The sequence below is a fragment of the Streptomyces sp. RKND-216 genome, assembly GCF_004795255.1.
In the GTDB taxonomy this organism is placed as follows: Bacteria; Actinomycetota; Actinomycetes; order Streptomycetales; family Streptomycetaceae; genus Streptomyces; species Streptomyces hazeniae.
In genome coordinates this window covers 4,563,873-4,588,918 of sequence record NZ_SSBQ01000002.1, presented here as the reverse complement: position 1 = coordinate 4,588,918, position 25,046 = coordinate 4,563,873, and the positions used below count along the sequence as shown (strand labels likewise).

Below are 25,046 nucleotides of genomic sequence, written 5' to 3'. Positions count from 1 at the left end.
CGGCGGCGCCCGTGGGCGCGGGGACGGGCCCCGGGGCGGGTGCTTGCACACCGGGCGCCCCGTTTCAGCAGAATCGGTTCACCTCCACCCTTATGCGTGAAGGCGCTCAACTCGCGTTGTTCGGCCGGAAGTGCGAGGCATAGCTTCGTCGCAGGAGGTGACCGAACCATGACTGCTTGTGCCGTGGAGGCGACTGCGGGAGACGGCGGTACGACCGGAAACACCGGCTTCGTGATCGCGGCCGACGGTGGCTACGGTGCGCGGCTCACCCGGCGGCCCGGCGGGGAGGGCGGCTGGTACCCGGAGCGCTGGACGCTGGACGGTCCGGAACCGTACGCCGTGGCCCTGCCCGGCACGGCGCCGGAGGAGCCCGGCACCCAGCTGCTGCCGCTCGCCGACGGACGCGTGCTCGTCGCCCGCCGCGAGACCGGCGCGCACCGGCTCGCCCTGCTCTACCCCAGCGGGCCCGCCACCGGCGAACTCGCCCTGGGCACCGTCGACTCCGAGTGGCTCACGCTGCTCCCGCCCACGCCGGCCGGACACCTCGCGTACGGGCTGGTGGCCGGACCGGACGGCACACAGGTCTGGCTGGTCGCGGGGGGCGGCGCGGACGGGCCCCGGCAGGTTGCCGAAGTGGACGGGCGGTGTTCCGGCGGGGTGTGGCTGGACCGCGAGGCGCGGCTGCTCGCCCTGGACCGCACCGAGCCCGGCGGCGCCCGCACCAAGACGGTCGTCGTCGACCTGCGGTGTTCAGGCGCGGTGTCGCCGCTGCTCCAGATCACAGAGGAGAGCGACGACCGGCTGCTGCTGGCCGACCCGGACAGCGGCCTGCTCCTGCTGCGGTCCGACGCACCCGGCGAGGAACGCCTCGGCTGGGGCGTGCTGGGCAGCAGCCTGCCGGTGCGGTTCCCCGAGGCACTGCGCCCCGACGGCGTGCGGCTCACCCCCTTCGCCGTGCAGCCCGCTCAGGTACTGCTCCCGGAGAGCTGCGCGGTGGCACTGCGGGTGGACGGGCCGAACGGCACGTGGGCGGCGGTGTGGCGGCCCGCACAGCGGACGCTTCGGCACGTGGCGGCGCCGCACGGCTGGCTCACCGGGAGCGGGGTGTGGACGGCGGACGGAGAGCTGCGCCTGCCCTTCACGACCCCCGGCACGGCGTGCGGGATCGCCACGGTCACGGCCGGGCCGGTCCCGGTGCGGGCCCCTGCGGCGGACCGCCACTCGCCCGCCCCGCCCGCTCCCCCGGCGGCGCCCCGGCCCGTGCCGCTCCAACAGGCACCGATGGCGCGGGGATGACCAGGAGAGGGCCCGGGGACGTGCGGGGCGGGTCGTCGCCCCCGGCTCGGTGGACGGCAGGTGACGATCGCGCAACCAACGGGGCACGCCACGACTGGCGGGCGCATGACCGACGGGCGGACCGGGTAGCGGGGCTGGCCGGGCGCGAGCCCGGACAGCGAACACCAGAGCACGGAGCGCCACCTCATGTCCGACGTCGCACGGGAGAAGCCCGCACACGCCGAACCGGCCGCCGACTCCACCTCCTCGGGCCCCGGCAGACACCGGGGTCCGGCCGCCGAGGCGGAGGAACCTCAGCCCAAGGCGCCCGGCCCGGGCCGCCACCGCCGCACACCCGGCGAAGGCTGACGCCTTCTCGGGTCTCGTCCACCGGGCACCGCCCTCCCGGGCACTGCACTTCTCAGGATCCGGCCCCCGCGTGCGCGGCTGCTCCGCTCCCGGCGCCCGGGCCGAGGAGTTCGATGAGCGCGCCCAGCACCGGGGCGTCGTCGCGTTCGGCGGCGGTGACCTCCGCACGGAGAACGCCCGCGGTCGCGCGGCGGAAGGCGACCCGCAGCGTCTCGCCCGGATAGGCGACACCGGTGAAGCGGGCGGTGCAGCGCCGCACGCGGGTCACGTCGCTCGCGCACTCGGTGTCGACGGCTGCCTTCAGGACGACGCCGTAGCTGCACAGGCCGTGCAGGACGGGGCGCGCGAAGCCGGCGCGGCGGGCGAAGTCGGGATCGGCGTGCAGCGGGTTGTCGTCACCGCTGAGGCGGTAGAGGAGTGCCTGGTCCTCGCGGAGCGGGCGTTCCACCACCCGGTCCGGGTCTCCTTCGGGCGCGGGCGGGCGGCCGGACGGGCCCCGGGCACCGCCGAAACCTCCCTCACCGCGGACGAAGACCTGCGCCTCGCTGGTCCACAACGGGCCCTCCGCGTCCGCCGCTTCGGCCTGGACCACGAGGACCGCGGCGCCGCCCTTGTCGTGCACGGCGGTCAGCGTGGACGTCCGGACGACGTCGCCGCTCACCGGCAGGGGGCGGTGGAGCGTGAGGTCCTGGCCGCCGTGCAGCACGGCGGCCAGATCGACGTCCACACCGGGCGCGGAGACGGCGTCCGCCCAGTCCATGGCCCCGCCCGCCACGGTGGCGAAGGCGGGCAGCACGTGCAGCCGGCTCTCCAGGGTGTAGCGGAGTTCGGCGGGCTCGGTGGCGGGGATCCCGGCACCGATGCCGAGGTGATAGAGGCGCACGTCCCGGTGGTCCCAGGTCAGCCGGGTGCTGCGGGGCCCTGCGGACAGGGCGCGGGTGACGTCGATCGGCATGTCCGGCGGCTCCTTCGGCGGCGGGACGGGCGGGGCCAGGACACCGACGGCCCCGGGCGCGGGCGGTCAGGTGCGCAGGTAGGAGGCGCCGTTGAGGTCGAGGACGGTACCCGAACTCCACTCCGCCTCCGGGGATGCCAGCCACCGCACGGCCGATGCGATCTCCTCCGGCTCGGCCACCCGTCCGTACGGGCTCTGCGCACGGATGGCTTCGCCCTCCGCACCGGCGAGCCGGTGCGCGACCCGCTCGGTGGCGAAGAAGCCGGGGGCTACGGATGCCACCGCGATGCCGTGCGGAGCGAGCGCGACGGCCAGCGACTGCCCGAGTGCGTGGACGGCAGCCTTGGTGGCCGCGTAGGCGGGGTGGTCGGGTTCCCCGCGGAAGGCGCCGCGCGAACCGATGTTGACGATGCGGCCTCCCCGCCCGGCCTCGATCATCTGCTGCGCCACCTGGTGGGAGAGGTGGGCGGTACCGAGCAGGTTCACGTCGGTGTGGCGGCGCCAGGCGTCCGTCCACTCCTCGAACGGCGTCCCGGCGGGCGGGTGCGGGGTGTTGACCGCCGCGTTGTTCACCAGGACGTCCACGCCGCCCAGTGCACCGGCCGCCTCGGCCACCAGTCGCCGCGCGCCCTCGGGGTCCGAGAGGTCGGCGGTGAGCAGCACGTGCCCGTCGCCGGGCAGCGCGCGCACCGTCTCCTCGGCGTCGGCACGCCGCGTCCCGTAGTGCACGGCGACCCGGTCGCCACGCTCGGCGAAGGCGTGGGCGAGGGCGCGGCCCAGGCCGCGGGCGGCGCCGCTGACCAGCACCCGCCGGCCGGTGGCGGGAAACGGCTCGGGTGGGACGGGCACGTGCGGCTCCTCGGGTACGGGACGTCGTCAGGACTTCCGGACGGTACGGTCGCCGGCGCCGCCCCCGGCCCCCGTCGCGGCGTCGGTCGCGGCTTCCGCACCGGTCGCAGACGAGGCGCCGGGCGCACCCTCGGCGGGTGCTGGCGCCGGGCCGGGGCCGCGGTCGGCACGGGGCAGGGTGGTGATCATCAGTACCGCGCTTCCCAGCAGTATCCAGGCGCCGGTGCCGAACGCGAGCGCGTAGCCGGCCGCCTCGCTCGCCGGGTCGGAGCCGTGGATGCGGGTGGCGGCGACGGTGGAGAGCGCCGCCAGGCCCAGCGCACCGCCCATGGTCCGCGAGGTGTTGACGAGTCCGGACACCAGACCCGCGTCGCGCGGCTCCGCACCCGCCGTGGCGACGGCGGCCAGCGGGGTGGCGGACAGACCGGCGCCGAGGGCCATGAGCACCCCGGGGCCGAGCACGGTCGTGAAGTAGTCGCCGCCGGCGTGCATGCCGGTCTGCCAGAGGTAGCCGGACGCGGCGGTGAGCGTCCCGGCCACGGCGAGCGTGCGGGCCTCGATCCGCTGCATCAGCACGGGGGCGAGCTTGGAACCCAGAACGATACTGAGCGACTGGGGGATGAATCCCAGGCCGGCCTGGAGCGGCGTGTAGCCGAGCGCGTTCTGCATGTACAGCGACATGAAGTACCACATGCAGAACATCGCCGCCCCGTTGACGAACATCGCCAGGTTGGCGGCCGAGACCGAACGCAGCCGGAAGAGCTTCAGCGGCACCAGCGGCGCGCGGGTGCGGGCTTCGACGGCGACGAAGACGCCGAGCACGGCCACCCCGCCGAACAGCGGCCCCAGGGCCTGCCCGGACGACCAACCGGTCGTCTCCGTCTGCACGATGCCGTACGCGACGGCTCCCAGGCCGCCGGTGACCAGCAGGGCGCCCGGGAGGTCGAGGCGTCGCCGGCCGCCCAGCCTGCTCTCGGTCACCCACAGGGCGGCCGCGACGAGCACGAGCGCACCGACCGGCACGTTGATCAGCAGCACCCAGCGCCAGGACAGCGCGTCCGTGAGCACCCCGCCCACCAGCCCGCCCGCCGCGCCGCCGCCCGCGCCGACGGCCGTCCAGGTCCCGATCGCCCGGGTGCGGGCGGGGCCCTCCGGGAAGGAGGTGGTGAGGATGGTGAGCGTCGACGGGGCGAGAACGGCCGCGCCGACGCCCTGGGCCGCGCGGGCTGCGACGAGCTGCCAGCCGTCCTGGGCGAGGCCCCCAGCGAGGCTGGCGGCGACGAAGACCCCGAGGCCGAGGAGGAACATCCTCTTCCGCCCGAAGAGGTCGCCGGCCCGGCCGCCGAGGAGCATGAACCCGGCGAAGGTGAGGGTGTAGGCGTTGAGCACCCACTGCAGGCCGGTCGCACTCATGCCCAGGTCGCTGCGCATCGACGGCAGCGCGACGTTCACCACGGACACGTCCAGCACGACCAGGAACTGGCCTGCGCACGCCGCGAGTACGACGGCCCACACGTGCGGTGGACGCTGCGCGCGGCGGCTCCGGCCAGCGGCGGAGGTGGTGGAACGGGTCGGGACCATGCGTGCCATCGTCGCACTGCGGTCCGGGATCCGGCATCGGGAGATCCGCCCGGCCGCCCCCGGACCCCGGTCCTAGGACCTCCCCGGGGGCAGGCGGGCGAACCCGTTCAGACCTTGCGCCAGCGGGCCATCGCGAAGGAGAAGAGGCCGAAGAGCACCAGGCCGGCGGCGACGGCGGCGAGCAGCCACAGTCCGGCCGGGGTCTCGGCGAAGGTGCGCAGCGTGTCGTCGACGCCCTTCGCCTTGTCCGGGTCGAAGCTGAACGCCGCCTTGACGAGGAAGCCGCCCGCGACGGCGAAGACGGCGCCCCGGCAGACGCCTCCGACGACACCGAGCACGTCGACCACCTTCCGGGTGCGCCGCGACATGCCGGACACCCTCAGGTGCTCGTGGTACTTGCGCTGCACCGCCCGCAGGCCGATCCAGAGTCCGGCGCCGACCAGCCCCGCGCCGACGAGGCCCACGAGCCAGGGGCCGGCGGGCATCTCCATCACGCGGGCGGTGACGTCCTGGGACTGCTTGTCGCTGGACTGGCTGCCGCTGCGGTCCCCCGCCGCGTAGGCGAGGACGGACGCGGCGATCACCGCGTACAGCACGAAACGAGCCGCGGACTGGAGTCGCTTGGACGTCTTCCTGCCGTCCTTTCCTGTGGCCCCGACAACGGCCTCGGAGAGCCGCCACAGCGCCATGCCGGCCAGCCCGATACCCAGTGCCCAGATCACCGCGGAGCCCAACGGCCGCTGCGCGATGGCCTGCAGAGCACCGCCCCGGTCGGCCTGCTCCCCGGAGTCGCCGAAGGCGATCTGCAGGGCGAGCACGCCAACGAGGAGGTAGATCAAGCCGCGTGCGGCGAAGCCCCAGCGGGCGGCACCCTTCATCGCGGTGCTGTTCTTGGCCTGCCGCGCGGAACGCCGAGCGGAACGTCTGCTGCGTCGCGCGGTCGAAAATGTGTTCATCTCATCCCTCCCGAGCGCCGTCTGCCCCGGTCAGAAGCAGGGAAACGACCGACCGGGCGAGGGTCCGCCCGTCCACGACGCCCGCGCGCAGGCTCAGTCCCAGCCGCGCGTGGAGACCTCCACACCCCCGGAGAGGTAACGGGTGACCGCCGTTCGCATGCTGGGGACGGCCTCCGCCGACCGCGGCAGCGCGCCGGCCGGCCACCAGCGCAGCGCGGCGTGCTTGTGCGGCTCGCGGTTCTCCGGTGCGCCCGTCCAGCGTTCGGCGGCGAAGACGACGGTGAGGAAGCCGTTCGGGGACTCGACGCCGCTCCTGCCGTGCACGATGTGGGCGACCCGCAGGTCCTCCGCCGCGACGACGAGACCGGTCTCCTCGCGGAGTTCGCGGACGGCGGTGGCGGTGACGGCCTCGCCCGGGTCTGCCTTGCCGACCGGCAGGTCCCACAGACCGCGCGCGAACTTGGCCCGCGGACCGCGCTGCAGCAGGAGCACCCGGTCGCGCACCCTGTCGTGCACGATCACCGCCCCGACCAGCAGGGTCATGGAGTCGACGGCGGGCGGCAGCGGGGCGGAAGGTGTCTGTGTCACATCGGGCAGTGTCTCGCGGGCACCGGCCGGAGCGCACCGGGTTTCGGCCGCACCGCGTCCGCGCACCGGCCCCGCGTGCCGGGCGAGCGTCCCGTACGGCAGCATGAGGCCCATGCACACCGCAGCCGCGCGGAACACCGCGCCCCGGCCCGGCCCGGAGGTCATGGCCGCCTTCGAAGCGGCCAAGGGCTTCATGCCCGCCGACGAGGGCCTGGCCCTTTACGGCGCCGCCTCCGACGCGGCACGGATGGGGCTGCCGTTGCTGGAGGTGGGCACCTACTGCGGGCGGTCCACTCTGCTGCTCGCGGACGCCGCGCGCGCGGCGGGGGTCACCGTGCTGACCGTCGACCACCACCGGGGCAGCGAGGAGCAGCAGCCCGGCTGGGAGTACCACGACGCGTCGCTGGTCGATCCCGAGGTGGGGCGGATGGACACGCTGCCGACGTTCCGGCGCACGCTGCACGCCGCCGGGCTGGAGGACCACGTCGTCGCGCTGGTAGGCCGTTCGCCGCAGGTCGCTGCGGTGTGGAGCGGCAGGTTGGGGCTGGTCTTCGTGGACGGGGGTCACACCGACGCGCACGCCGCCGCCGACTACGAGGGCTGGGCCCCGCACCTGGCCGAGAGCGGACTGTTGGTGATCCACGACGTGTTCCCCGATCCCGCGGACGGCGGACAGGCGCCGTACCGGATCTACCACCGGGCCCGGGAATCGGGTGCGTTCGCGGAGGTCGCGGCGACCGGCTCGCTGCGCATCCTGCGCCGGACGGGCCCGGGCCTGTGACGGCTCCGCCGCCCCGCCGCCGTACGCCGCTCCTGGTGCTCGCGCTGCTGGTGCCGTTGTGCCTGGTGGCCGGGCTGGTGTGGCTCACCCGGGACGCCGGGGACGGGGCAGGCGACCCGTCGGAGCCCGGTCCCGGCCGGACCGGCGTCTCGCCCGGCCCCGGCGCGCGGAGCCCGAGCCCGGGTGCCACCGCGCGGAAGCCGCTCGCGGGGCGGACCGTCGTGATCGACCCCGGACACAACCCCGCCAACCACCGGCACCCGGAGAAGATGGCGCAGCAGGTGGACATCGGCACCGGGAAGAAGGACTGCGACACCACCGGCACCGCGACCGACCAGGGGTATGCCGAGGCGGCGTTCACCCTGGACGTCTCCCGGCGCGCCCGCACCGCACTCGAACGTCTCGGAGCGACCGTGCGGCTGACGCAGGACGGCGACCGCCCGTGGGGGCCGTGCATCGACGAACGTGCCACGATCGGCAACGAGGCGCACGCCGACGCCGTGGTGTCCGTCCACGCCGACGGCGCCGGCGAGGGGAACCGCGGCTTCCACGTCATCGCCCCGCGGCCGGTGGACGAGGGGAAGGCCGACACCAGGGGCGTGGCGAAACCGTCCGAACGCCTCGGACGCGCACTGGTGGCGGCGTTCGGCGAGGCGACCGGCACCCGGGTGTCGACGTACGCGGGCGGCGGGGACGGCCTGGTGAAGCGCGGCGACCTCGGCGGGCTCAACCTCAGCAGGGTGCCGAAAGTCTTCCTTGAGTGCGGCAACATGCGCGACCCGCGGGACGCGGCGCTGCTGACCGATGCGGCCTGGCGCGCACGCGCCGCGCAGGGGGTCGCGCAAGGCGTCACGGCGTTCCTCACCGGGGAACAGCCCTGACCCGGTGAGGAACTCCGGGGCCGGTGGAACGACGCGTCGTCCCCCGGGGGACGGCCGCGCGCAACGGATCGCGGTGCCGCCCGTACGATGGGGGCTCACCCCCGGCACAGGCGTCACCTGCCACCGAAGACCACACAGACCGACTAAGGACCCCACGTTGAACATCCGCTCGCTCACCCGAGGCGACGGCGCGGTGATCGGAGCAGCACTGCTGCTGTTCATCGCCTCCTTCCTCGACTTCTACGCAGCCGACTGCGAAGGCGAATTCTGTGACGGCGTCGAGATGCCGAACGCCTGGGACACGGAGCGGCTCGGGCTGGTCCTGCCGACGCTGTTCCTCGTCGGCATCCTGGCGGCGGCCCTGATCGTCGTGGGCCGGTTCGTGCCCCAGGTCAAGTTCGGCGGCCTGACCCTCTCCCAGTGGGGCGTTCCCCTCGCGGTCGCGTCGCTGTGGAGCTCGCTGTGGTCGCTGATCGTCGGCCCGGAGCAGGTGACGATGGGCGTCGGGGCCATCCTGGCTCTGCTCGCCACGCTGGTGCTCGCCGCGGCGGCGGTGCTCACCGAGCAGGTTCCCGCGCTCAAGGCGTCGCTGATCCCCGCCGCCGGACCGAGGCCGGCCGGCCCGTACGGCCAGCAGCCGCCGGGTGGTTACGGCTACCCGGGCCAGCAGGCGCCGTACGGTCAGCAGCCGCAGCCCGGCGGCTACGGCTACCCCGGCCAGCAGGGCCAGCCCCAGCCGGGCGCCCCGCAGCAGCACGGCGTCCCGCAGCCGGGTCAGCCCGGCCAGCCCCTGCCGGCCCCCGGCCAGGGCCAGTCGCTCGGCGGCCAGCCGCAGCCGCAGGCCGCGCAGCAGACGGCTCAGCCGCAGCCGGCCGGCCCGGCTCCCGCTGCCGACTTCCAGCCGTTCTGGTTCGCCGTGCCCGTGAACCGGCCGCTGTTCCCGGAGGACGGTTCGCCGAACCCGGTCGCCGAACTGGCGCCGGGCACCTGGTACCTGGCGGTCGAGCAGCGCGGCCAGGCGCTCGTCGCGCAGACGCAGGACGGCCGCCGCGGTGTCCTCCAGGACACCTCCGGCATCCAGCGCGGCTGAATCCGGGAGCCGCGCAAGCATCTCGATTCCCGGTCCGGTCAGCACCGTTGACCTGCCGAAACGGCCCCTCACCCGTCCGGGTGAGGGGCCGCGGTCGTCGGCATGCGCACAACAGTGCGTTTGGCGGCGCCGATTCCGGTTATCCGCTCGTTATGTCAACCGTGACGAGACGTTCCGGAGCCAGCACGGCAGGGGTAGCCCTGCAGATCATCGCCGACATCCTCGCCGGGATCATCGCCCTCTGGATCGCGCTCTATCTGCTCGAAGCCAACCCGTCGAACGAACTGGTCGACGTCCTGCACGACGCCGCACGCTGGCTAGCCGGCTGGTCCTACGACCTCTTCCCGATCGAGACCGACTGGCTGAACGTGCTGGTCAACTACGGCATCGCCGCAGCCGCCTACCTGCTGATCGGTCACGGGCTCGCCGTCCGCCTCCGCCGGGCCTGAGCCCCTCTCGCCCCCACGGGCAGCACCCCCACACCGACCGCCGGGCCGCGCCTCCTACCCCCCACCGCGACCCGGCGGTCGCCTTCGTGTCTCCTTCGGCGGGTGCCGGGGCACGCCCGGTCGGGGCCCGCGCCCTCGTGGACGGAGGCTGCCTCTCCCCCGATTCCGCTTCCGCCCCCGCGGCGTTCAGCCGTGGGGCGCGAAGACCGTCCGCTGGGCGCGGGCCAGGGACGGCCCGAAGAGGCGTGCCAGGGGCCGGGCCGGGATGCCGGCACGTTCGTGCGGCTCGGCGACGGCAGCCAGCCACGCAGGCATGAACCGCAGCGTCCAGCCGGGGGCGGTACGGCGCATGTGGGTGGCGAAGCCCTTCCATGCGGCGGCGTCCAGCACGGGCGCGAGGCGCCCGGTCAGCTCCCGCTCCTCGTCGGCGGCGTGCGCGGCGAGCCGTTCGTGCGCCTCACGGGTCCGGGCGGCCAGGTCGACAGCGGTCGCCGGGTCGCCGTCGAGGCGGTGGACGGCCTCGTGACAGACGTGCAGCGCCTTCGCCAGCTCCTCGTGCTCGGCGTCGAGCAGGGCGAGCGCCTCGGGGTCGCCGCCCCGCTCGCGCAGCAGCGGCCACAGATGGGCGTCCTCGCCCTCGTGGTGGTGCGCGATGATGTGGAACACCCGCTCGACATAACGCCGCAGCGCGGCGGTGCGGGAGACGTCCGGCGTCTGCGCCAGCTCGTCGGCGACGGTGGCGATGCGGTCCAGGTCGTGGACCATCGCGCGGTGGGCCAGCACCATCGTCAGGTGTGCGGGCGGCAGGGCGGTGGACGGCTGCGACGGCATGGGCACTCCTCGTTCGCCGGATCTGCGCGGAAGCGGGGGCCGCGCCTCGACGGCCCATCGTGCCCCGCAGACCTCAGGTGTTCGCCCGGAATCCCCCGCCCCCGCCACGCCCGTCCTCCCCGGGGAGGACGGAGCGGCCGTGCTGCGGGGCCCACGTTCAGCAGCAGTTCGGGGTGAGGCCCGTGGGGAGGTCGTCGGCTCCGAAGACGGCGGTGGTGGCGGGGTCGCCGCCGAGGGCGGCGACGGCGAGGAGGACGGAGCCGGCCGTCCACGCGGTCTGCTCCCGGGGCCAGACCGCGTCGTCCTCGAAGACGTAGCCCGTCCAGTACATGCCGTTGTCGGCGCGCAGGTGCTGGATCCAGCGCAGCACGTCCAGGGCGCGATCGGACTCGCCGACGGCCCACAGGGCGAGGGCCAGTTCGGCACTCTCCCCGCCGGTCACCCAGGGGTTGGGGACCACGCAGCGCACGCCCAGGCCGGGGACGACGAAGCGGTCCCAGCCGTCCTCGAGGCGCTGCTTCGCGGCCGTGCCGCGCACGGCTCCGCCGAGGACGGGGTAGTACCAGTCCATGGAGTATCGGTCCTTGTCGAGGAACCGCTCCGGGTGGTGGCGGACGGCGTGGCCGAGCCAGCCGGCGGCGAGTTCCCAGTCGGGCTGCGGCTCCTCGCGGTGGTCGGCCAGCGCGAGCGCGCAGCGCAGCGCGTGGTGCACGGAGGAGCAGCCGGTGAGCAGCGCGTCGGCGACGGGCGTGCCGTCGGGCTCGCGCTTCCAGCCGATCTGGCCGCCCGGCTGCTGGAGCGCGAGGACGAACTCGACGGCCCGGGCGACGACCGGCCACATGCGGTCGGCGAAGGCGTCGTCGCCGGTGGCCAGGTAGTGGTGCCAGACGCCGACCGCGACGTAGGCGCAGAAGTTGGTCTCCCTGGCTCGGTCGGTGGGGCGTGCGGCGTCGCCGTCGTGGTAGGCGGCGTACCAGGAGCCGTCCGGGAGCTGGTGGTCGGCGAGCCAGCGGTACGCGGCCTCGGCGCGGGTGTGCTCGCCCGCGGCGTCGAGCGCCATTGCGGCCTCGACGTGGTCCCAGGGGTCGAGGTGGTGCCCGCGGAACCAGGGAACGGCGCCGTCGTCGCGCTGCACGGCGGCGATGCCGCGGACGGTGGCGGCGGCCTGGTCGGCGGTCAGGACACCGGGGAGGACGAGCCGTTCGGTGCGTCCGGGGCTCGTCACGCGCCGGCCTCCTCGCCACCGGCGGCGGCGACCGGCAGGTGGGGCTTGGTGGCGTAGGCGACGAAGCTCTTGCCGATGAGGGGGTCCAGGGCGCGCTCGGCGAGGCGGGTGGCCAGCGGGCGCTTCATGATGTCCCAGACCAGCAGCTTGTGGTAGGCGCGGACCGGAAGCGGAGCGTCGTCGCCGTCGCGGTGCACTCCGAAGGCGCACTTGAGCCACCAGTACGGCGCGTGCAGGCCGTGCGCGTGGTGGGTGCCGTACGGGCGGAGCCCGGCCTCCCGCATGCGCGCGAGGAGTTCGGTGGCGCGGTAGATGCGGATGTGGCCCCCCTCGACCTCGTGGTAGGCGTCGCTGAGCGCCCAGCACACCTTCTCCGGGCCGTAGCGGGGCACGGTCACGGCGATGCGTCCGCCGGGGCGCAGCACCCGCACCATCTCGGCGAGCACGCCCTTGTCGTCGTGGATGTGCTCCATGACCTCGGAGATGATCACGACGTCGAAACTGTCGTCGGGGAACGGCAGGGCGAGGGCGTCGCCCTCCATCGCGGTCGCGGTCGCACCGGCCGGGGCCTCACCCGCCTCCGCCATCGCGGCGAACCACGTGGCGACCTCGCGGATCTCTTCGGCGTTCCGGTCCAGCGCCACCACGCGTGCCCCGCGGCGGTAGCACTCGAAGGCGTGCCGTCCGGCGCCGCATCCGAGGTCGAGCACACGGTCCCCGGGGGCGAGCGGGAAGCGGGAGAAGTCGACGGTCAGCACGGTGGTCTGCCTCTTCTTTCGGCGGTGCGGGCGCCGCCCTCACGGCGGTTGCGGGGTGGTACGGCGGTGGGGTGGCACGGGTGCGGGCGGAAGGGTTCGGCGGGAGGAGCGCGCGCGGCGGTGCGGGCCGGGTCGCCTCGGTCAGCGGCCCCCGTCCCCGGTCACGGGCGACCCGGCACCGGCGCTCGCGGCGACCGGCGCTGCGGGCGCGGCCCGCCCGCCCCTGTGCGCGGGGACTCCGCGGGCGAGCGCGGCACGGTAGTGCGCGACGGTGCCGCGTGCGGCCTGCTCCCAGGTGAAGCGTTCGAGCACGCGGGCCCGTCCGGCGGCCCCGATCCGGGCGCGGAGCCCGGGATCGCGCAGCAGGCGGCCGAGCGCGCCGGCGAGGGCGCCGGAGTCGCCGGGCGGCACCGCCAGGCAGGTGTCGCCGTCCGGACCGGCGACCTCCGGCAGCGCGCCGCCGGTGGTGGCGACGAGCGGCGTACCGGTCGCCATGGCCTCAGCGGCGGGTAGCGAGAAGCCCTCGTACAGCGACGGGACGCAGGCGACCTGGGCGCCGCGTACGAGGTCGGCGAGCTCGGCGTCGCTGATGCCCTTGACGAACCGGACGGCGTCCTGGAGCCCGTGCTCCGCCAGGGCTCGGGCGACGGGGCCCTTCTCGGGACGGCGGCCGACGACGACCAGGTGCGCTTCCGGATTCCCGGCGCGCACCTCGGCGAGCGCCTCGACCAGGTGGACCAGGCCCTTCAGCGGCACGTCGGCACTGGAGGTGGTGACGATGCGGCCGGGCACTTCGGGCGCCGCGGAGTCGGGAGCGAAGAGCCGGGTGTCGGCGCCGATGTGCACGACGTGGACGCGGTCGTCGCGCACACCCAGGTGCTCGGTGATCTCGCGGCGCGAGGAGCCGGAGACGGTCAGCACGGAAGGCAGCCGACGGGCCACCCGGCCCTGCATCCGCGTGAACCCGTACCAGCGCCGTACGGACACCCGGCGGCGGCGCGTGGCGGCGGCGTCCAGCTCGAGGCGCCGGTCGACGGTGATGGGGTGGTGGACCGTGGTGACCAGGGGCAGGCCCAGCCGTTCCAGGCCCAGCAGACCGTAGCCGAGCGTCTGGTTGTCGTGCACGACGTCGAACGCGCCGTGGCGCGCGGCGAGATGGCGGCGGGCGCGGAGCGAGAAGGTGAGCGGCTCGGGGAAGCCACCGGTCCACATGGTGGCGACCTCCAGCAGGTCGATCCAGTCGCGGAACTCCTCGCGGCGCGGCGTGCGGAACGGGTCGGGCTGCCGGTACAGGTCCAGGCTGGGCAGCTCGGTGAGCGTGACGCCCTCATCGAGTACCGGGTACGGCTGCGCGCCGATCACTTCGACGTGGTGTCCGAGCCGGACGAGTTCCCGCGAGAGGTGGCGCACGTACACGCCCTGGCCGCCACAGAACGGGTTCCCCTTGTAGGACAGCAGCGCGATCCTGAGCGGCCGTCCACCGTCCTCGGCAAGCGGCTCTCCGGTGGGTCCGTGAGCGCGAACAGCGGTGTCGTGCACAGCCTCTGCGGTCATTCACGACCCCCTTCGTCACTGCACTCTCGCCGGAGCCTAACCGCTCGCGCTAGGGTGGAACAAGTTTCAGGTTTGTTCCGCCCGCCTCTGCCCGCGGCGCTCGCCGCCGGGCACGCTCCCAGAATCTACCGGCCGGTCACTTTCCCGGGGCGGCCACAGCGGGTGATACGCACCACGAGGTCACGAGAGTCGCGAGAGCACGAGAGCCACCAGGGGGACGGCATGACGGCACGGGCGAAGCCGCCCGCGGCGGCGCGCACCGCGCGGCAGGAGGAGCGGCGGCGGCGCATCCTGGAGGCCACCGAACGGCTGGCCCGCCGGGGCGGGTTCGACGCGGTGCAGATGCGCGAGGTGGCGGAGCTGTCGGAGGTCGCGCTCGGCACGCTGTACCGCTACTTCCCCTCCAAGGTCCACCTGCTCGTCGCGACCATGCACGCACAGCTGGAGCAGCTGCACGCCGCCCTGCACCGGCACCCGCCCGCCGCTCAGGACCCGCCGGCACGGGTCGCGGAGACCCTGATGCGCGCCTTCCGGCAGCTGCAACGGGAGCCGCTACTCGCGGACGCGATGGTGCGCGCCCTCAACTTTGGCGACCGCTCGGTGTGCGGCGAGGTCGACGCCGTGTCGGAGCTGACCACAGCGATCGTCCTGGACGCGATGGGTATGACCGGCGAGCCGTCGCCGCGCCGCCTCTCGGCAGTCCGCGTCGTGGGCCACACCTGGCACTCGGCGCTGGTCTCCTGGCTCTCCGGGCGCGCCTCGATCGCCCAGGTCACCGAGGACGTCGAGACCGTGTGCACGCTGCTCGCCGCGGACGGCACCGACAGCGCCGGGGGCGCCTCCGGGGCACCCGGTTAGAGTGGGCGCGGAAGTGAACGCCTTCGATCGGGGGAAGCCGGTGCGATTCCGGCGCTGACCCGCAACCGTGAAGGTGCCCGTGTGCACGTGCGTACGTCCCCGGTGGGGGCGGAGGACGTGACGCCGGGCCCCTGAGCCGGAGCGCCCGGTCGTAGGCGAGGCTCCCGGAGCCGCACGGCGCGGCGGCGGCGCCCCAGGGCGTCCGGCGCGGCGGGCGGCCCCGGCACCGTCGAGGTATGCGGAGCTGAGCCCGGTGTGCCGTCACGCGTCGCGAGACGCGCGGACAGGTGCGGGGCGCGCGGCTGCGTGGACCACCCACCGTGTGAAGGCTCACCGAAAGGCACCGTCATGTTCCTGCGCCGCAGCGCAGCAGCCCTCGCCGCCACCACCGTGCTCTGTGCGGTCGCCGCCCCCCTGGCGGCCGCGTCCCCCGTCACCGCGCCGGGCGGCGCCCCGGCGGCCGCCGGCAAGGGCGACGCCGGCCTGTACGGCGAGGCCGACCCGACGTACGACGGTGTGTGGCGGCAGTCCCTCGCCCTGCTCGCCCAGGACACCGCGGGGGTGACGCCGGCGAAGAAGTCCGTGGCTTGGCTCGCCGCGCAGCAGTGCGACGACGGTTCGTTCGCCTCCTACCGGGCCGACCCCGGCGCGCCGTGCGGGAAGAAGACCGTCGCCGACACGAACGCCACCGCGGCGGCCGTGCAGGCGCTGTCGGTGCTCGGCGGTCACGGCGACGCCGTGGGCAAGGCCGTGGACTGGCTGAAGTCGGTGCAGAACGACGACGGCGGCTGGGGCTACAACCCCGGTTCCCCGTCCGACGCCAACTCGGTGTCCGTGGTGATCGGCGCGCTGGAACAGGCCGGACAGGACCCTGAGAGCACGACCGTCGGGAAGAAGGACGCCACCCCCTACGACGCCCTGCTCGGACTCCGGCTCGGCTGCGACGCGAAGGCGGGCGAACGCGGGGCGTTCGCCTACCAGCCCGACAAGAAGGGCGCGCTCGCGCCCAACACCGACGCGACGGCGGCCGCCACGCTGGCCGGCGAGGGCGACGGATTCGTCGTCGAGCCGCTGGAGCAGGACGAGGACGAGGCCGCCGAGGCGCTCGCCTGCGGCGGGGACGGCGGCGACCGGAAGGACCCGCAGGACGCCGCTGAGGCGGGCGCCGCGTACCTCACGGGCGTGCTGGAGAAGAACGACTGGCACCTGAGGTCGGCCCTTCCCGGCTCGGAGGACCAGCCGGACTACGGCAACACGGCCGACGCGGTGCTGGCGCTGGCCGCCGGCGGCCACGGCGACGCCGCGCGTTCCACGGTCGGCTGGCTGGAGAAGCACCACGGCGACTGGGACAAGCACGCCTCGTCGCCCGCCGCACTCGCTCAACTGGTCTTCGCCGCGCATGCCACCGGCACCGACCCGCGCGACTTCGGCGGCACCGACCTGGTGGAGCGGCTCAACGCGACCGGCCCGGAGCCGGCGGCGGTGGAGGAGCCGAAGTCCCAGGCCGAGGAGGAGAAGGAGGACGACGGCGACACCGTCACGCTGGTCTCCACGGTGGCAGCGTTCCTGGTGGGCGGCATCGGGATCGGCATCCTGCTGAGCGGACGCGGGAAGCGGAAGCAGTGAGCGGTCTGCTGCCCCGCCGGGCCGGCGGGGAAAGCGGCCCACGGCGGCGCGCTCCGCTGCGGGCGCTGGTCGCGGCGGTGCTCGGGGCCGGGATGCTGGTGTCGACGGCCGCACCGGCGCAGGCCGCGGGGTACCGGTACTGGTCGTTCTGGGAACGCACGGACGGCGCCTGGGCGTACGCGCGCCAGGGCCCGGCCGCGCTCCGGCCGGTCGACGGCGACGTGCTCGGCTTCCGCTTCTCCGTCAGCGAGAACTCCGGGGACGCGGCGAAGCCGCGCGACCCCGTCGGCTTCCAGGAGATCTGCGGCGGCACGGCGGCCGAGGACGGCACCAAGCGGATCGCCCTCTCCGTCGACTTCGGCACCACCGAGGACGCCCCGAGCGGCGAACGGCCGCCGGAGGGCCGGACGGCCTGCGCGCGGGTCGCGGAGGACGCCACGGCCGCCGACGCGCTCGCCGCCACGATGAAGCCGCTGCGCTACGGCTCGTCCGCGCTGCTGTGCGCCATCGACGGCTATCCCGGGCGTGGCTGCGGCGAGGAGGTGTCCGCGGACGGTTCCCCGGATTCACAGCCGGAGCCGGAGGCGGGCTCCGGCCCGGCGGACGCCGACGCGCGTGACGGCGGCGACGGCGGGACGGCCGTCGGCGTGGGCGTCGGCGTGGGCGTGGTCGTCGCTCTGGCGGCGGGCGCGTTCTGGCAGACCCGGCGCCGCCGCGACTGAGGACGTGCCTCCCGTGCCCTCCTCCGCCGACCGGCCTGCCGGCCCGCGCCCGACCCCGCGTCGCGGCGCGGCGTGGGGCACGGCACTGCGCGCCCCGCGGGCGTCGCGGAGCAACGCCCTGCACGCCGGGGCGTGGTGGCTGTGGGCGCTCGGGCTGGCCGTCGCCGCGTCGCGGACGACGAACCCGCTGCTCCTGGTGCTGCTGGTCACCGTGGCCGGCTACGTCGTGGCCGCCCGGCGCACCGACTCGCCGTGGGCCCGCTCCTACGGAGCCTTCCTCAAGCTGGGACTCCTGGTTCTGGCGATCCGGCTGCTGTTCGCGTTCGTGCTCGGTTCGGCCGTCGGCGGCACCCACGTTCTGGTCACCCTGCCCGAGGTGCCGCTGCCCGACTGGGCGCGGGGCGTGCGCATCGGCGGGAGGGTGACGGCGGAGGGGATGCTCTTCGCACTGTACGAGGGCCTCAAGCTGGCCACCCTGCTGGTGTGCCTGGGGGCGGCCAACGCACTGGCGAACCCGGCGCGGCTGCTGAAGTCCCTGCCGGGAGCGTTGTACGAGGTGGGCGTCGCCGTCGTCGTGGCGATGACGTTCGCGCCGAACCTGGTGGCGGACGTGCTGCGGATGCGCGCCGCGCGACGGCTGCGCGGCCGGGACGACCGGGGCGCGCGGGCGCTGCTCCAAGTCGGACTGCCCGTGCTGGAGGGCGCGTTGGAGCGCTCGGTGGCGCTGGCCGCCACCATGGATGCCCGCGGCTACGGCCGCACGGCGCAGGTGCCGCCCGGGGTACGACGCCTCACCACCGCTCTGACCCTCGGCGGCCTGCTCGGCGTCTGCGCGGGCAGCTACGCGCTGCTGTCCGCGACCGGTGCGGTGTACGGCACCCCGCTGCTGGCCGGAGGGCTGCTGATCGCGGTCGTCGGCCTGCGGCTGGGCGGGCGCCGCAGTCTGCGCAGCCGGTACCGGCCCGACGTGTGGGGGGTGCGCGCGTGGCTGGTGGCGGGCTCCGGCGCGGCGGTGGCAGCACTCACCATCTGGGCGGGCGCCGAACTGCCCGCGGCGATGCACCCGCCGGTGGTGCCGCCGACCGTACCGCCGCTGCCGCTGTGGCCCGCGGCGTCCGTCCTGCTCGGCCTGCTTCCGGCGATCGTCGCGCCGCTGCCCGCCGCGAGGAACGGCCCGGGCACCGGGGCGCGCGGCGCCGGGGCGGAGACCGCGCCGGAGACCGGCTCGGCGGAGACCACCCGTACGACCGCCGGCCGACTGCGCCCGTCACGCCCACGCCCCGGCACCCGCGCGGACGCGACGCGACGCACGGGCCGCGAGCCCGCCCCGTACTCCGAGGAGCCTTCCCCGTGATCCGCTTCGAGCAGGTCGGCGTCACCTACCAGGACGCGTCGCGGCCCGCGCTGCAGGGTGTGGACCTCACCGTCCCCGAGGGAGAACTGTGCCTGCTGGTCGGCCCGTCGGGTGTCGGCAAGTCGACTCTGCTGGGCACCGTGTCCGGACTCGTCCCGCACTTCACCGGCGGCACGCTGCACGGCCGGGTCACGGTCGACGGACGCGACACCCGCACGCACAAGCCGCGTGAACTGGCCGACGTGGTCGGCACGGTGGGCCAGGATCCGCTGGCCCACTTCGTCACCGACACCGTCGAGGACGAACTCGCCTACGGCATGGAGTCGCTGGGCCTGGCGCCGGAGGTGATGCGGCGGCGCGTCGAGGAGACCCTGGACCTGCTGGGCATCGCGGCTCTGCGCGACCGGCCGCTGACCTCGCTGTCCGGGGGCCAGCAGCAGCGGGTGGCGATCGGCTCCGTCCTCACCCCGCACCCGCAGGTGCTGGTGCTCGACGAGCCGACCTCCGCGCTCGATCCAGGCGCCGCGGAGGAAGTGCTGGCCGTGCTGCAGCGCCTGGTGCACGACCTGGGCACGACGGTGCTGCTGGCCGAGCACCGCCTGGAGCGGGTGGTGCAGTACGCCGACCAAGTCCTGCTGCTGCCCGAACGCGGGGCGTCGCCCCGACTCGGCACCCCGGCGGCACTGATGGCCGACTCGCCCGTACGCCCGCCCGTGGTGGACCTGGGCCGGCTGGCGGGCTGGTCCCCGCTTCCCCTCTCCGTCCGCGACGCGCGCCGCCGCGCCGCCCCGCTCCGGGAACGGCTGGCGGCGTACGACCCCACGCCGGACTGCCGCACGCCGGAGGAGGCCGTGTCCCGGGTGCCGGGCGAGGGCCCGGCACCCGTGGGGGCGGGCGGCGCGGAGTCGCCGACCCCTGCAGCCGTCCCACACCGGGGCCCGGCACGGTTCCTGCCGTTCCGGCGCCGGCGCGGCGCCGCTTCCGGGCCCTCACCGGCACGCAACGGCGCACGCCCCGGAGACGGAACAGCCACCGAGTCCGCTGAGGCCGTCGGGATCACCGTGCGACGCGGGCGGGCCGAGGTGCTGCGCCGGCTCGACCTCACCGTCCGCGCCGGGGAGACCGTGGCGCTGATGGGCCGCAACGGAGCCGGCAAGTCCACCCTGCTGCGCACGCTGGTCGGCATGCACGAACCGGCCGCCGGTGCGCTGCACGTCGGCGGCGCCGTCCCGCACCGCACGCGCCCCTCAGCACTGCTGCACCACGTCGGGCTGGTCCCGCAGGACCCCCGCGACCTGCTCTACGCGGACACCGTCGCCGCGGAGTGCGCCACCGCCGACAACGACGCCCGCGCGGCCGACGGCACCTGCCGGAACCTGGTCGAACGGCTGCTGCCCGGCATTCCCGGGGACACCCACCCCCGCGACCTGTCCGAGGGGCAGCGGCTGGCCCTCGCGCTCGCGGTGGTCCTCACCGCCGCGCCCCCGCTGGTGCTGCTCGACGAGCCCACCCGCGGCCTGGACTATGCGGCCAAGGCCCGGCTGGTGGGGGTGCTGCGCGAGTTGGCCGGCGCGGGCCACGCCGTCGTACTGGCCACCCACGACGTCGAACTGGCCGCCGAGATCGCCCACCGCGTGGTGATCCTGGCCGACGGGGACCTGGTCGCGGACGGCCCGGCCGCCGACGTGGTCACCGCCTCCCCCGCGTTCGCCCCGCAGCTGGCCAAGGTGCTGGCGCCGCAGCGGTGGCTGACGCTGCGGCAGGTCCGTGACGCGCTCGCCCGGTCCGGCGGAGGTGCCGTGTGACCCGCACCGGTGCACGGGGACGCCAGGACGTACCGGCGCGGAAGGGCGGGGGGGCCCGGAAGGACGCACAGGTCCGGCCCGTGCGGCTGGGGCCGCGCGCGGTGGCGGCGCTGGTGCTCGTCTCCGCGATCGGCCTGGCCGCGATCGGATGGCCGCTGCTCGCCGACGCGCGGTCGGACCTGGTCGGTGCCGCCTCCGACGCGCCCTGGCTGTTCGCCGCGCTGCTGCCGCTGCTGCTCGCCGTGGCCGTGGCGACCGTCGCCGACTCCGGGCTCGACGCGAAGGCCGTCGCCATGCTGGGCGTATTGGCGGCCGTGGGCGCCGCGCTGCGTCCCCTGGGGGCGGGCACGGCGGGACTGGAGCCGATGTTCTTCCTCATGGTGCTCTCCGGCCGGGTCCTCGGACCCGGGTTCGGCTTCGTGCTGGGCGCCGTGTCGATGTTCGCGTCCGCGCTGCTGACCGGCGGCGTCGGGCCGTGGATGCCGTACCAGATGCTCTGCATGGGCTGGGTGGCGATGGGTGCCGGCCTGCTTCCGGGGCCGGACGGCCTGCGCGGACGGCGGGAGCTGTGGCTGCTGGCGGGGTACGGCGCGGTCAGCGCGGTCCTCTACGGCACGCTGATGAACCTCCAGGGCTGGGCGATCTACAACACCGGCCTGCCCCCCGGCCTGGCCTTCGAGCCGGGGGCGCCGGTACAGGAGAACCTGGCTCACTTCACGGCGTTCGTGCTGGCCACCTCGCTCGGCTGGGACCTGCCCCGCGCGCTGCTGTCCGCCGTGCTGACCCTCGTGCTGGGCGCGCCGCTGCTGAAGGCGCTGCGCCGCGCCACCCGCCGCGCCGCCTTCGACGCCCCGGCCGCGTTCGAGGCACCCGCGACCCCCCGCGGCCGATAACCGGAGGCACGGACGTGTGCCCCGGGTGGATACTGCCGCGATGCCCACCGACGACCCGCGCTCCGCCTCCGGGTTCACCGACGCCGACGCCGCCGCTCTCTACGACGTGCTGTGCCCGTGGGACGCCCGGCGGTGGCCGGGCGACGCCTTCTACGAACCGCTCGTCCTGGCCGCCGACGCGGTCCTGGACGTGGGCTGCGGCACGGGCGCCATGCTGCACGCCGCCCGGCGGCACGGCCACACCGGCCGCCTGACCGGCCTCGACCCGGACCGCGCGTCACTCGAGCGGGCCCGGCGCCGCACGGACGTGGAGTGGGTGCCCGGCACCGCCGCCGAGGCCGCGTGGGACGCCGAGTTCGCGCTGGCCGTCATGACCGGCCACGCGTTCCAGTGCCTGGTCTCCGACGACGAGTTGCGCGCCTCGCTCGCGGCGGTGCGCACCGCCCTGCGGCCGGGCGGGCGCTTCGCCTTCGAGACCCGCCACCCGCAGGCCCGCGCGTGGGAGCGATGGAGTCCGGAGCACGCGACGGAGGTGGTGGACGCCTCCGGCCGCCGGCTGCGGGTGTGGCACGAGACGCTCTCGGTCGGCGACGGAGTCGTCACCTTCACCGAGACGACGGCCACACCCGGCGGGCGGGTGCTGCGCCGCGCGACCACCGCGCTGCGCTTCCTCGAACCGGCCGCGCTCGACGCCCTTCTGCGCGCGGCGGGCTTCACCGTCGAGGCGGTGTACGGCGACTGGGCCCGCGGCCCGGTCACCGCGGAGAGCCGCGAGATCGTCACCGTCGCCCGCCGCCCGTGACCGTCGCCCGCCGCCCGTGACCGAAGCCGGCGCCGGTGACCGCCGCCGACGCCCGCCGCCGGTGACCGCCGCCACGATCCGGGACGCCCCGTTCGGCGGAGGCGGGGCGTGGGCTCGCCGCCGGGCGGCCGGCGCGATGTGAGGATGGGCCGATGGACGACGGCACGCGGAGAGCCGGGAGCCGGCCCGGCGGCGCGGATCCTGCGGCGGAGGTGCCGCGGGAGCGGCTGATCACCCTGACCGACGGGGTGGTGGCCATCGCTCTCACGCTGCTCGTCCTCGACATCCAGGTGCCCAAGGGACTGAGCGGGCGCGAGCTGGACGACGCGCTGGACGACGTGTGGTCGCAGATCGCGACGTTCCTGCTGAGCGCGGTGGTGATCGCCGTGTTCTGGCGGGCGCACCACGCCTCGATGCGCCGCGCGGTACGGATCGACTCAGCTCTGTTCTGGCTGAACATCGCGTTCCTGGTGCTGGTCTCGCTGATCCCCTTCCCCACCTCGGTCCTGGAGGACTACTCGGACCGGACCGTCGGGCCCGGCCTGTACGGGACGGTCGTCGGGCTCGCGGCGCTGCTGCTGTACGCGATGGAGGCGCACATCCACCGTTCCACCGGTGTCGCGAGCCTGCGCAGCGTCCCGCTGCCGGCTCAGGCGGTGGTGTTCCTGGTCTCCGTGGGCATCGCGGTCGTCTCGCCCCTCGCCGCCCTGTGGAGTTGGGCCGCGACCGTGCCGCTGGCCTGGGCCGCCGACCGGTACGCGAGCCGCGCCGACCGCACGGGAACCGGGCAGCCGTAGCCCTTCCGCCCCAGGCGCCGGAGCGGTCGAGGACGCGGAAGCGGTCGGGGTCGTGGCGTCCGGGTCGTCGAGAAGGCGTCCGGCGGGCAGACCGCGGAGCCGGAAGAGCACGCGCTGCAGCCCGTATCCGGCGGCGACGACGACCGCTCCGCCGAAGGCGTCCAGCAGGTAGTGGTTGGCGGTGGCCATCACCACGTAGGTGGTGAGCAGCGGGTAGGCGACGCCGAGCGCCCGCAGCAGCTGGTTGCGGGTCATGGACACGAGGACCACGCCGCACCACAGCGACCAGCCGACGTGCAGCGAGGGCATGGCCGCGTACTGGTTGGACAGCGCCGTGAGCGCGCCGAAGTCGGGGTCGGAGAGGTCCTGCGGGCCGTGCGCGGTGTCCACATAGCCGAGCCCGGGCATCAGTCGCGGCGGGGCGAGCGGGTAGAGCCAGAAGCCGACCAAGCCGAGGAGCGTGGCGAAGCTGAGGGCCGTGCGGTGTCTTCGGTACTCCCCCGGCCGGCGCAGATAGAGGATCACCAGCAGAGTGATGGGCACCGCGTAGTGCAGCGACTGGTAGTAGACGTTGCAGAAGGTCTCCAGCCACGGATGGGCGACGGCGAAGCGGTTGAGGGCGTGCTCCCAGTCGAGGAGGAGCACTCCTTCGACGTCGAGGATCTCCCGCCCGTGGCCCTCGGCTGTGCCGCGGGTGTCGGGGGCGTGGCCGCGGATGACGGAGTAGACCCAGTACCCGACGCGGATGAGCAGCAGCTCCAGCAGCAGGCCCGGGCGGCTCAACGGCCCGGTGCGCACCGGGTCGTTCCAGTAGGGCGAGTCACGGGTGAGGAAGGGGACCGCGCAGGCCGTCAGCAGGGCGGCGATCAGCGGTGCGTGGTCCCCGACCACCATCAGCGGCGGGACGTTCGGCAGCAGGGCGCTGCCGTCCAGCGTCATCACCGCGACGACCAACACGGGCCACATCACCCGGTCACCGCTGCGCCGGCCGATCCGGCCGGCCACGGCGAGCAGGATCCAGAGCTGCTCGTGCTGCCAGGCCGCAGGCGACACGGCGACCGTCGCGCAGCCGGTGATCGCGGCGGCGAGCAGCGGCTGACCGTCCCGGACGTAGCGCGCGGCACGGCGCACGGCCAGCCAGGCGACGCCGGCGGCGAGCGCGGCGAAGAGCACGATCTCCAGCGGCCCGTGCAGGCCGAGCCGCAGCAGCGCGCCGTGCAGGGACTGGTTGACGAGCGCGTCGGAGGGGTCGGCGAGGCCCGTCCCGCCGACGTGGTGCAGCCAGTAGGTGCGGGAGTCCGCGGGCATCAGGCTCCAGGCGAGCACCGTGCAGGCGGCGAACGTGCCCGCGGTCGCCCCGGCCGCGGCGCGCCGGCCGGTCATCCACAGCAGGGGCACGAACAGCAGCACGGCGGGCTGGAGTGCGGCGGCCAGGCCGATCAGCACGCCGGCGGCGCGCCGGTCGGCGGCCGTGCGCTCCCCCGCGCCCAGGGTGAGCCAGCCGAGCAGCACCAGCAGGACGGGCAGGGCGCCGCTCTGGCCGAGCCCGAACGTGGAACGCACGGGGGTGGAGACCAGGAGCACACTCAACGCCGCAGGCACCACGAGCAGTTCGGTGCGCCGGCCGAAGCGGTCCGGCAGCCCCCGCACGGTCAGCACGGCCACGGCGGCGACCAGCAGCATCGAGGCGGCCGTCCACACCGCCCCCATGCCTCCGTCGGCGGCGCGCCGCAACGGAGTCAGGACCATGCCGGCGAACGGCGTGCCGGTGAACGCGTCGTCGGCGTAGGACGATCCGCCGGCCCCGGGACCGGCGTCCGGAGCCGTCCAGGAGGAGAGACCGGATTCCCCGGTTCCGGATCGCGTGCTCAGGGCACCCGCGACCTCGCGCACGGCGAGCACCGCTGCGAGCAGCCACAGCGCGACCAGTGCCGCCCCCCGTCGTGGGCCGAGCCGTCCGAAGGCCGTGACCGGCCGGAATCCGCTCGCCGTTGTGCTGCCGGCTCGCTCTCCTGACGTATCCGTCACGCCCCGCCGTCTCCCCTCG

Annotated in this window: 23 protein-coding genes and 1 riboswitch; of the genes, 13 read left to right on the top strand and 10 right to left on the bottom strand. The window is 75.1% G+C overall.

What is annotated here, in order from left to right:
* Nucleotides 1-168: 168 nt before the first annotated feature.
* Nucleotides 169-1,296 (top strand): hypothetical protein, encoded by a 1,128-nt coding sequence (locus tag E4198_RS20025; protein WP_136184372.1) that lies wholly within the window; start codon nucleotides 169-171, stop codon nucleotides 1,294-1,296.
* 186 nt (nucleotides 1,297-1,482) lie between these two features.
* A complete protein-coding gene (locus tag E4198_RS25050) occupies nucleotides 1,483-1,644 on the top strand; it encodes a hypothetical protein (RefSeq protein ID WP_168711478.1) in 162 nt (53 codons plus the stop codon).
* A gap of 52 nt (nucleotides 1,645-1,696) precedes the next feature.
* On the opposite strand, the gene E4198_RS20020 is transcribed toward E4198_RS25050, so the two are convergent.
* From E4198_RS20020 to E4198_RS20000, 5 genes are all read right to left on the bottom strand, one after another.
* Nucleotides 1,697-2,599 (bottom strand): MaoC/PaaZ C-terminal domain-containing protein, encoded by a 903-nt coding sequence (locus E4198_RS20020; RefSeq protein ID WP_136184371.1) that lies wholly within the window; start codon nucleotides 2,597-2,599, stop codon nucleotides 1,697-1,699.
* A 66-nt stretch (nucleotides 2,600-2,665) separates the two neighbouring features.
* Entirely contained in the window at nucleotides 2,666-3,448 is a 783-nt protein-coding gene (locus E4198_RS20015) for an SDR family oxidoreductase (protein ID WP_136184370.1), read from the bottom strand.
* Nucleotides 3,449-3,475: 27 nt separating this feature from the next.
* Nucleotides 3,476-5,038: an MFS transporter gene (locus tag E4198_RS20010; protein WP_136184369.1), complete on the bottom strand. Its 1,563-nt coding sequence runs from the start codon at nucleotides 5,036-5,038 to the stop codon at nucleotides 3,476-3,478.
* A gap of 98 nt (nucleotides 5,039-5,136) precedes the next feature.
* Complete coding sequence (locus E4198_RS20005; protein ID WP_136184368.1) at nucleotides 5,137-5,985, bottom strand: DUF1206 domain-containing protein; 849 nt, start codon at nucleotides 5,983-5,985, stop codon at nucleotides 5,137-5,139.
* Nucleotides 5,986-6,078: 93 nt separating this feature from the next.
* Nucleotides 6,079-6,528, bottom strand: coding sequence for an NUDIX domain-containing protein (locus E4198_RS20000; protein ID WP_247597962.1), 450 nt, complete (start codon nucleotides 6,526-6,528; stop codon nucleotides 6,079-6,081).
* A gap of 157 nt (nucleotides 6,529-6,685) precedes the next feature.
* On the opposite strand from E4198_RS20000, the gene E4198_RS19995 reads away from it, so the two are divergent.
* From E4198_RS19995 to E4198_RS19980, 4 genes are all read left to right on the top strand, one after another.
* Nucleotides 6,686-7,354, top strand: coding sequence for a class I SAM-dependent methyltransferase (locus E4198_RS19995; protein WP_136184367.1), 669 nt, complete (start codon nucleotides 6,686-6,688; stop codon nucleotides 7,352-7,354).
* Between the two features lie 35 nt (nucleotides 7,355-7,389).
* Nucleotides 7,390-8,235, top strand: coding sequence for an N-acetylmuramoyl-L-alanine amidase (locus E4198_RS19990; protein WP_136184366.1), 846 nt, complete (start codon nucleotides 7,390-7,392; stop codon nucleotides 8,233-8,235).
* Between the two features lie 157 nt (nucleotides 8,236-8,392).
* Nucleotides 8,393-9,325 carry a DUF5336 domain-containing protein gene (locus tag E4198_RS19985; protein ID WP_136184365.1) on the top strand — a complete coding sequence of 311 codons (933 nt, stop codon included), beginning with the start codon at nucleotides 8,393-8,395 and terminating at the stop codon, nucleotides 9,323-9,325.
* A 152-nt stretch (nucleotides 9,326-9,477) separates the two neighbouring features.
* Nucleotides 9,478-9,774: a hypothetical protein gene (locus tag E4198_RS19980; RefSeq protein ID WP_136184364.1), complete on the top strand. Its 297-nt coding sequence runs from the start codon at nucleotides 9,478-9,480 to the stop codon at nucleotides 9,772-9,774.
* A gap of 186 nt (nucleotides 9,775-9,960) precedes the next feature.
* Here the strand turns inward: E4198_RS19980 and E4198_RS19975 are convergent, their stop codons facing one another.
* From E4198_RS19975 to E4198_RS19960, 4 genes are all read right to left on the bottom strand, one after another.
* A complete protein-coding gene (locus tag E4198_RS19975; protein ID WP_136184363.1) occupies nucleotides 9,961-10,605 on the bottom strand; it encodes a hemerythrin domain-containing protein in 645 nt (214 codons plus the stop codon).
* Between the two features lie 157 nt (nucleotides 10,606-10,762).
* Nucleotides 10,763-11,830: a prenyltransferase gene (locus E4198_RS19970; protein ID WP_136184362.1), complete on the bottom strand. Its 1,068-nt coding sequence runs from the start codon at nucleotides 11,828-11,830 to the stop codon at nucleotides 10,763-10,765.
* On the bottom strand, nucleotides 11,827-12,588 hold the full coding sequence (locus E4198_RS19965) for a class I SAM-dependent methyltransferase (RefSeq protein ID WP_136184361.1): 762 nt from the start codon (nucleotides 12,586-12,588) through the stop codon (nucleotides 11,827-11,829). The genes E4198_RS19970 and E4198_RS19965 overlap by 4 nt, the downstream gene beginning before the upstream one ends.
* 141 nt (nucleotides 12,589-12,729) lie before the next feature.
* Nucleotides 12,730-14,142, bottom strand: coding sequence for a glycosyltransferase family 4 protein (locus tag E4198_RS19960; protein ID WP_136184360.1), 1,413 nt, complete (start codon nucleotides 14,140-14,142; stop codon nucleotides 12,730-12,732).
* A gap of 222 nt (nucleotides 14,143-14,364) precedes the next feature.
* Here E4198_RS19960 and E4198_RS19955 point away from each other — a divergent pair, with 222 nt between their 5' ends.
* From E4198_RS19955 to E4198_RS19925, 7 genes are all read left to right on the top strand, one after another.
* Entirely contained in the window at nucleotides 14,365-15,000 is a 636-nt protein-coding gene (locus tag E4198_RS19955; RefSeq protein ID WP_136184359.1) for a TetR family transcriptional regulator, read from the top strand.
* Nucleotides 15,001-15,030: 30 nt separating this feature from the next.
* Nucleotides 15,031-15,147: riboswitch (cobalamin riboswitch) on the top strand.
* A gap of 201 nt (nucleotides 15,148-15,348) precedes the next feature.
* Entirely contained in the window at nucleotides 15,349-16,626 is a 1,278-nt protein-coding gene (locus tag E4198_RS19950; protein WP_136184358.1) for a prenyltransferase/squalene oxidase repeat-containing protein, read from the top strand.
* Between the two features lie 92 nt (nucleotides 16,627-16,718).
* Nucleotides 16,719-17,348, top strand: coding sequence for an SCO2322 family protein (locus tag E4198_RS19945; RefSeq protein WP_247597961.1), 630 nt, complete (start codon nucleotides 16,719-16,721; stop codon nucleotides 17,346-17,348).
* An 85-nt stretch (nucleotides 17,349-17,433) separates the two neighbouring features.
* Entirely contained in the window at nucleotides 17,434-18,702 is a 1,269-nt protein-coding gene (locus E4198_RS19940) for a CbiQ family ECF transporter T component (protein ID WP_136185502.1), read from the top strand.
* Nucleotides 18,699-20,507: an ABC transporter ATP-binding protein gene (locus E4198_RS19935; RefSeq protein ID WP_136184356.1), complete on the top strand. Its 1,809-nt coding sequence runs from the start codon at nucleotides 18,699-18,701 to the stop codon at nucleotides 20,505-20,507. Before E4198_RS19940 ends, E4198_RS19935 begins: the two co-directional genes overlap by 4 nt.
* A gap of 80 nt (nucleotides 20,508-20,587) precedes the next feature.
* Nucleotides 20,588-21,400, top strand: coding sequence for an ECF transporter S component (locus tag E4198_RS19930; protein WP_247597960.1), 813 nt, complete (start codon nucleotides 20,588-20,590; stop codon nucleotides 21,398-21,400).
* Nucleotides 21,401-21,440: 40 nt separating this feature from the next.
* Entirely contained in the window at nucleotides 21,441-22,202 is a 762-nt protein-coding gene (locus tag E4198_RS19925; protein ID WP_136184354.1) for a class I SAM-dependent methyltransferase, read from the top strand.
* 437 nt (nucleotides 22,203-22,639) lie between these two features.
* Here E4198_RS19925 and E4198_RS19915 read toward each other — a convergent pair whose 3' ends face one another.
* Nucleotides 22,640-25,027, bottom strand: a complete 2,388-nt coding sequence (locus E4198_RS19915; RefSeq protein ID WP_247597762.1) for a bifunctional glycosyltransferase 87/phosphatase PAP2 family protein — start codon at nucleotides 25,025-25,027, stop codon at nucleotides 22,640-22,642.
* Between the last annotated feature and the right edge of the window lie 19 nt (nucleotides 25,028-25,046).

Excerpts from the sequence above, each read along its gene's own strand:
- E4198_RS20025 (WP_136184372.1), top strand. The coding sequence starts at position 169 with ATGACTGCTTGTGCCGTGGAGGCGACTGCGGGAGACGGCGGTACGACC.
- E4198_RS25050 (WP_168711478.1), top strand. The coding sequence starts at position 1,483 with ATGTCCGACGTCGCACGGGAGAAGCCCGCACACGCCGAACCGGCCGCC.
- E4198_RS20020 (WP_136184371.1), bottom strand. The coding sequence starts at position 2,599 with ATGCCGATCGACGTCACCCGCGCCCTGTCCGCAGGGCCCCGCAGCACC.
- E4198_RS20010 (WP_136184369.1), bottom strand. The coding sequence starts at position 5,038 with ATGGCACGCATGGTCCCGACCCGTTCCACCACCTCCGCCGCTGGCCGG.
- E4198_RS20005 (WP_136184368.1), bottom strand. The coding sequence starts at position 5,985 with ATGAACACATTTTCGACCGCGCGACGCAGCAGACGTTCCGCTCGGCGT.
- E4198_RS20000 (WP_247597962.1), bottom strand. The coding sequence starts at position 6,528 with ATGACCCTGCTGGTCGGGGCGGTGATCGTGCACGACAGGGTGCGCGAC.
- E4198_RS19995 (WP_136184367.1), top strand. The coding sequence starts at position 6,686 with ATGCACACCGCAGCCGCGCGGAACACCGCGCCCCGGCCCGGCCCGGAG.
- E4198_RS19980 (WP_136184364.1), top strand. The coding sequence starts at position 9,478 with ATGTCAACCGTGACGAGACGTTCCGGAGCCAGCACGGCAGGGGTAGCC.
- E4198_RS19975 (WP_136184363.1), bottom strand. The coding sequence starts at position 10,605 with ATGCCGTCGCAGCCGTCCACCGCCCTGCCGCCCGCACACCTGACGATG.
- E4198_RS19960 (WP_136184360.1), bottom strand. The coding sequence starts at position 14,142 with ATGACCGCAGAGGCTGTGCACGACACCGCTGTTCGCGCTCACGGACCC.
- E4198_RS19955 (WP_136184359.1), top strand. The coding sequence starts at position 14,365 with ATGACGGCACGGGCGAAGCCGCCCGCGGCGGCGCGCACCGCGCGGCAG.
- E4198_RS19950 (WP_136184358.1), top strand. The coding sequence starts at position 15,349 with ATGTTCCTGCGCCGCAGCGCAGCAGCCCTCGCCGCCACCACCGTGCTC.
- E4198_RS19945 (WP_247597961.1), top strand. The coding sequence starts at position 16,719 with ATGCTGGTGTCGACGGCCGCACCGGCGCAGGCCGCGGGGTACCGGTAC.
- E4198_RS19925 (WP_136184354.1), top strand. The coding sequence starts at position 21,441 with ATGCCCACCGACGACCCGCGCTCCGCCTCCGGGTTCACCGACGCCGAC.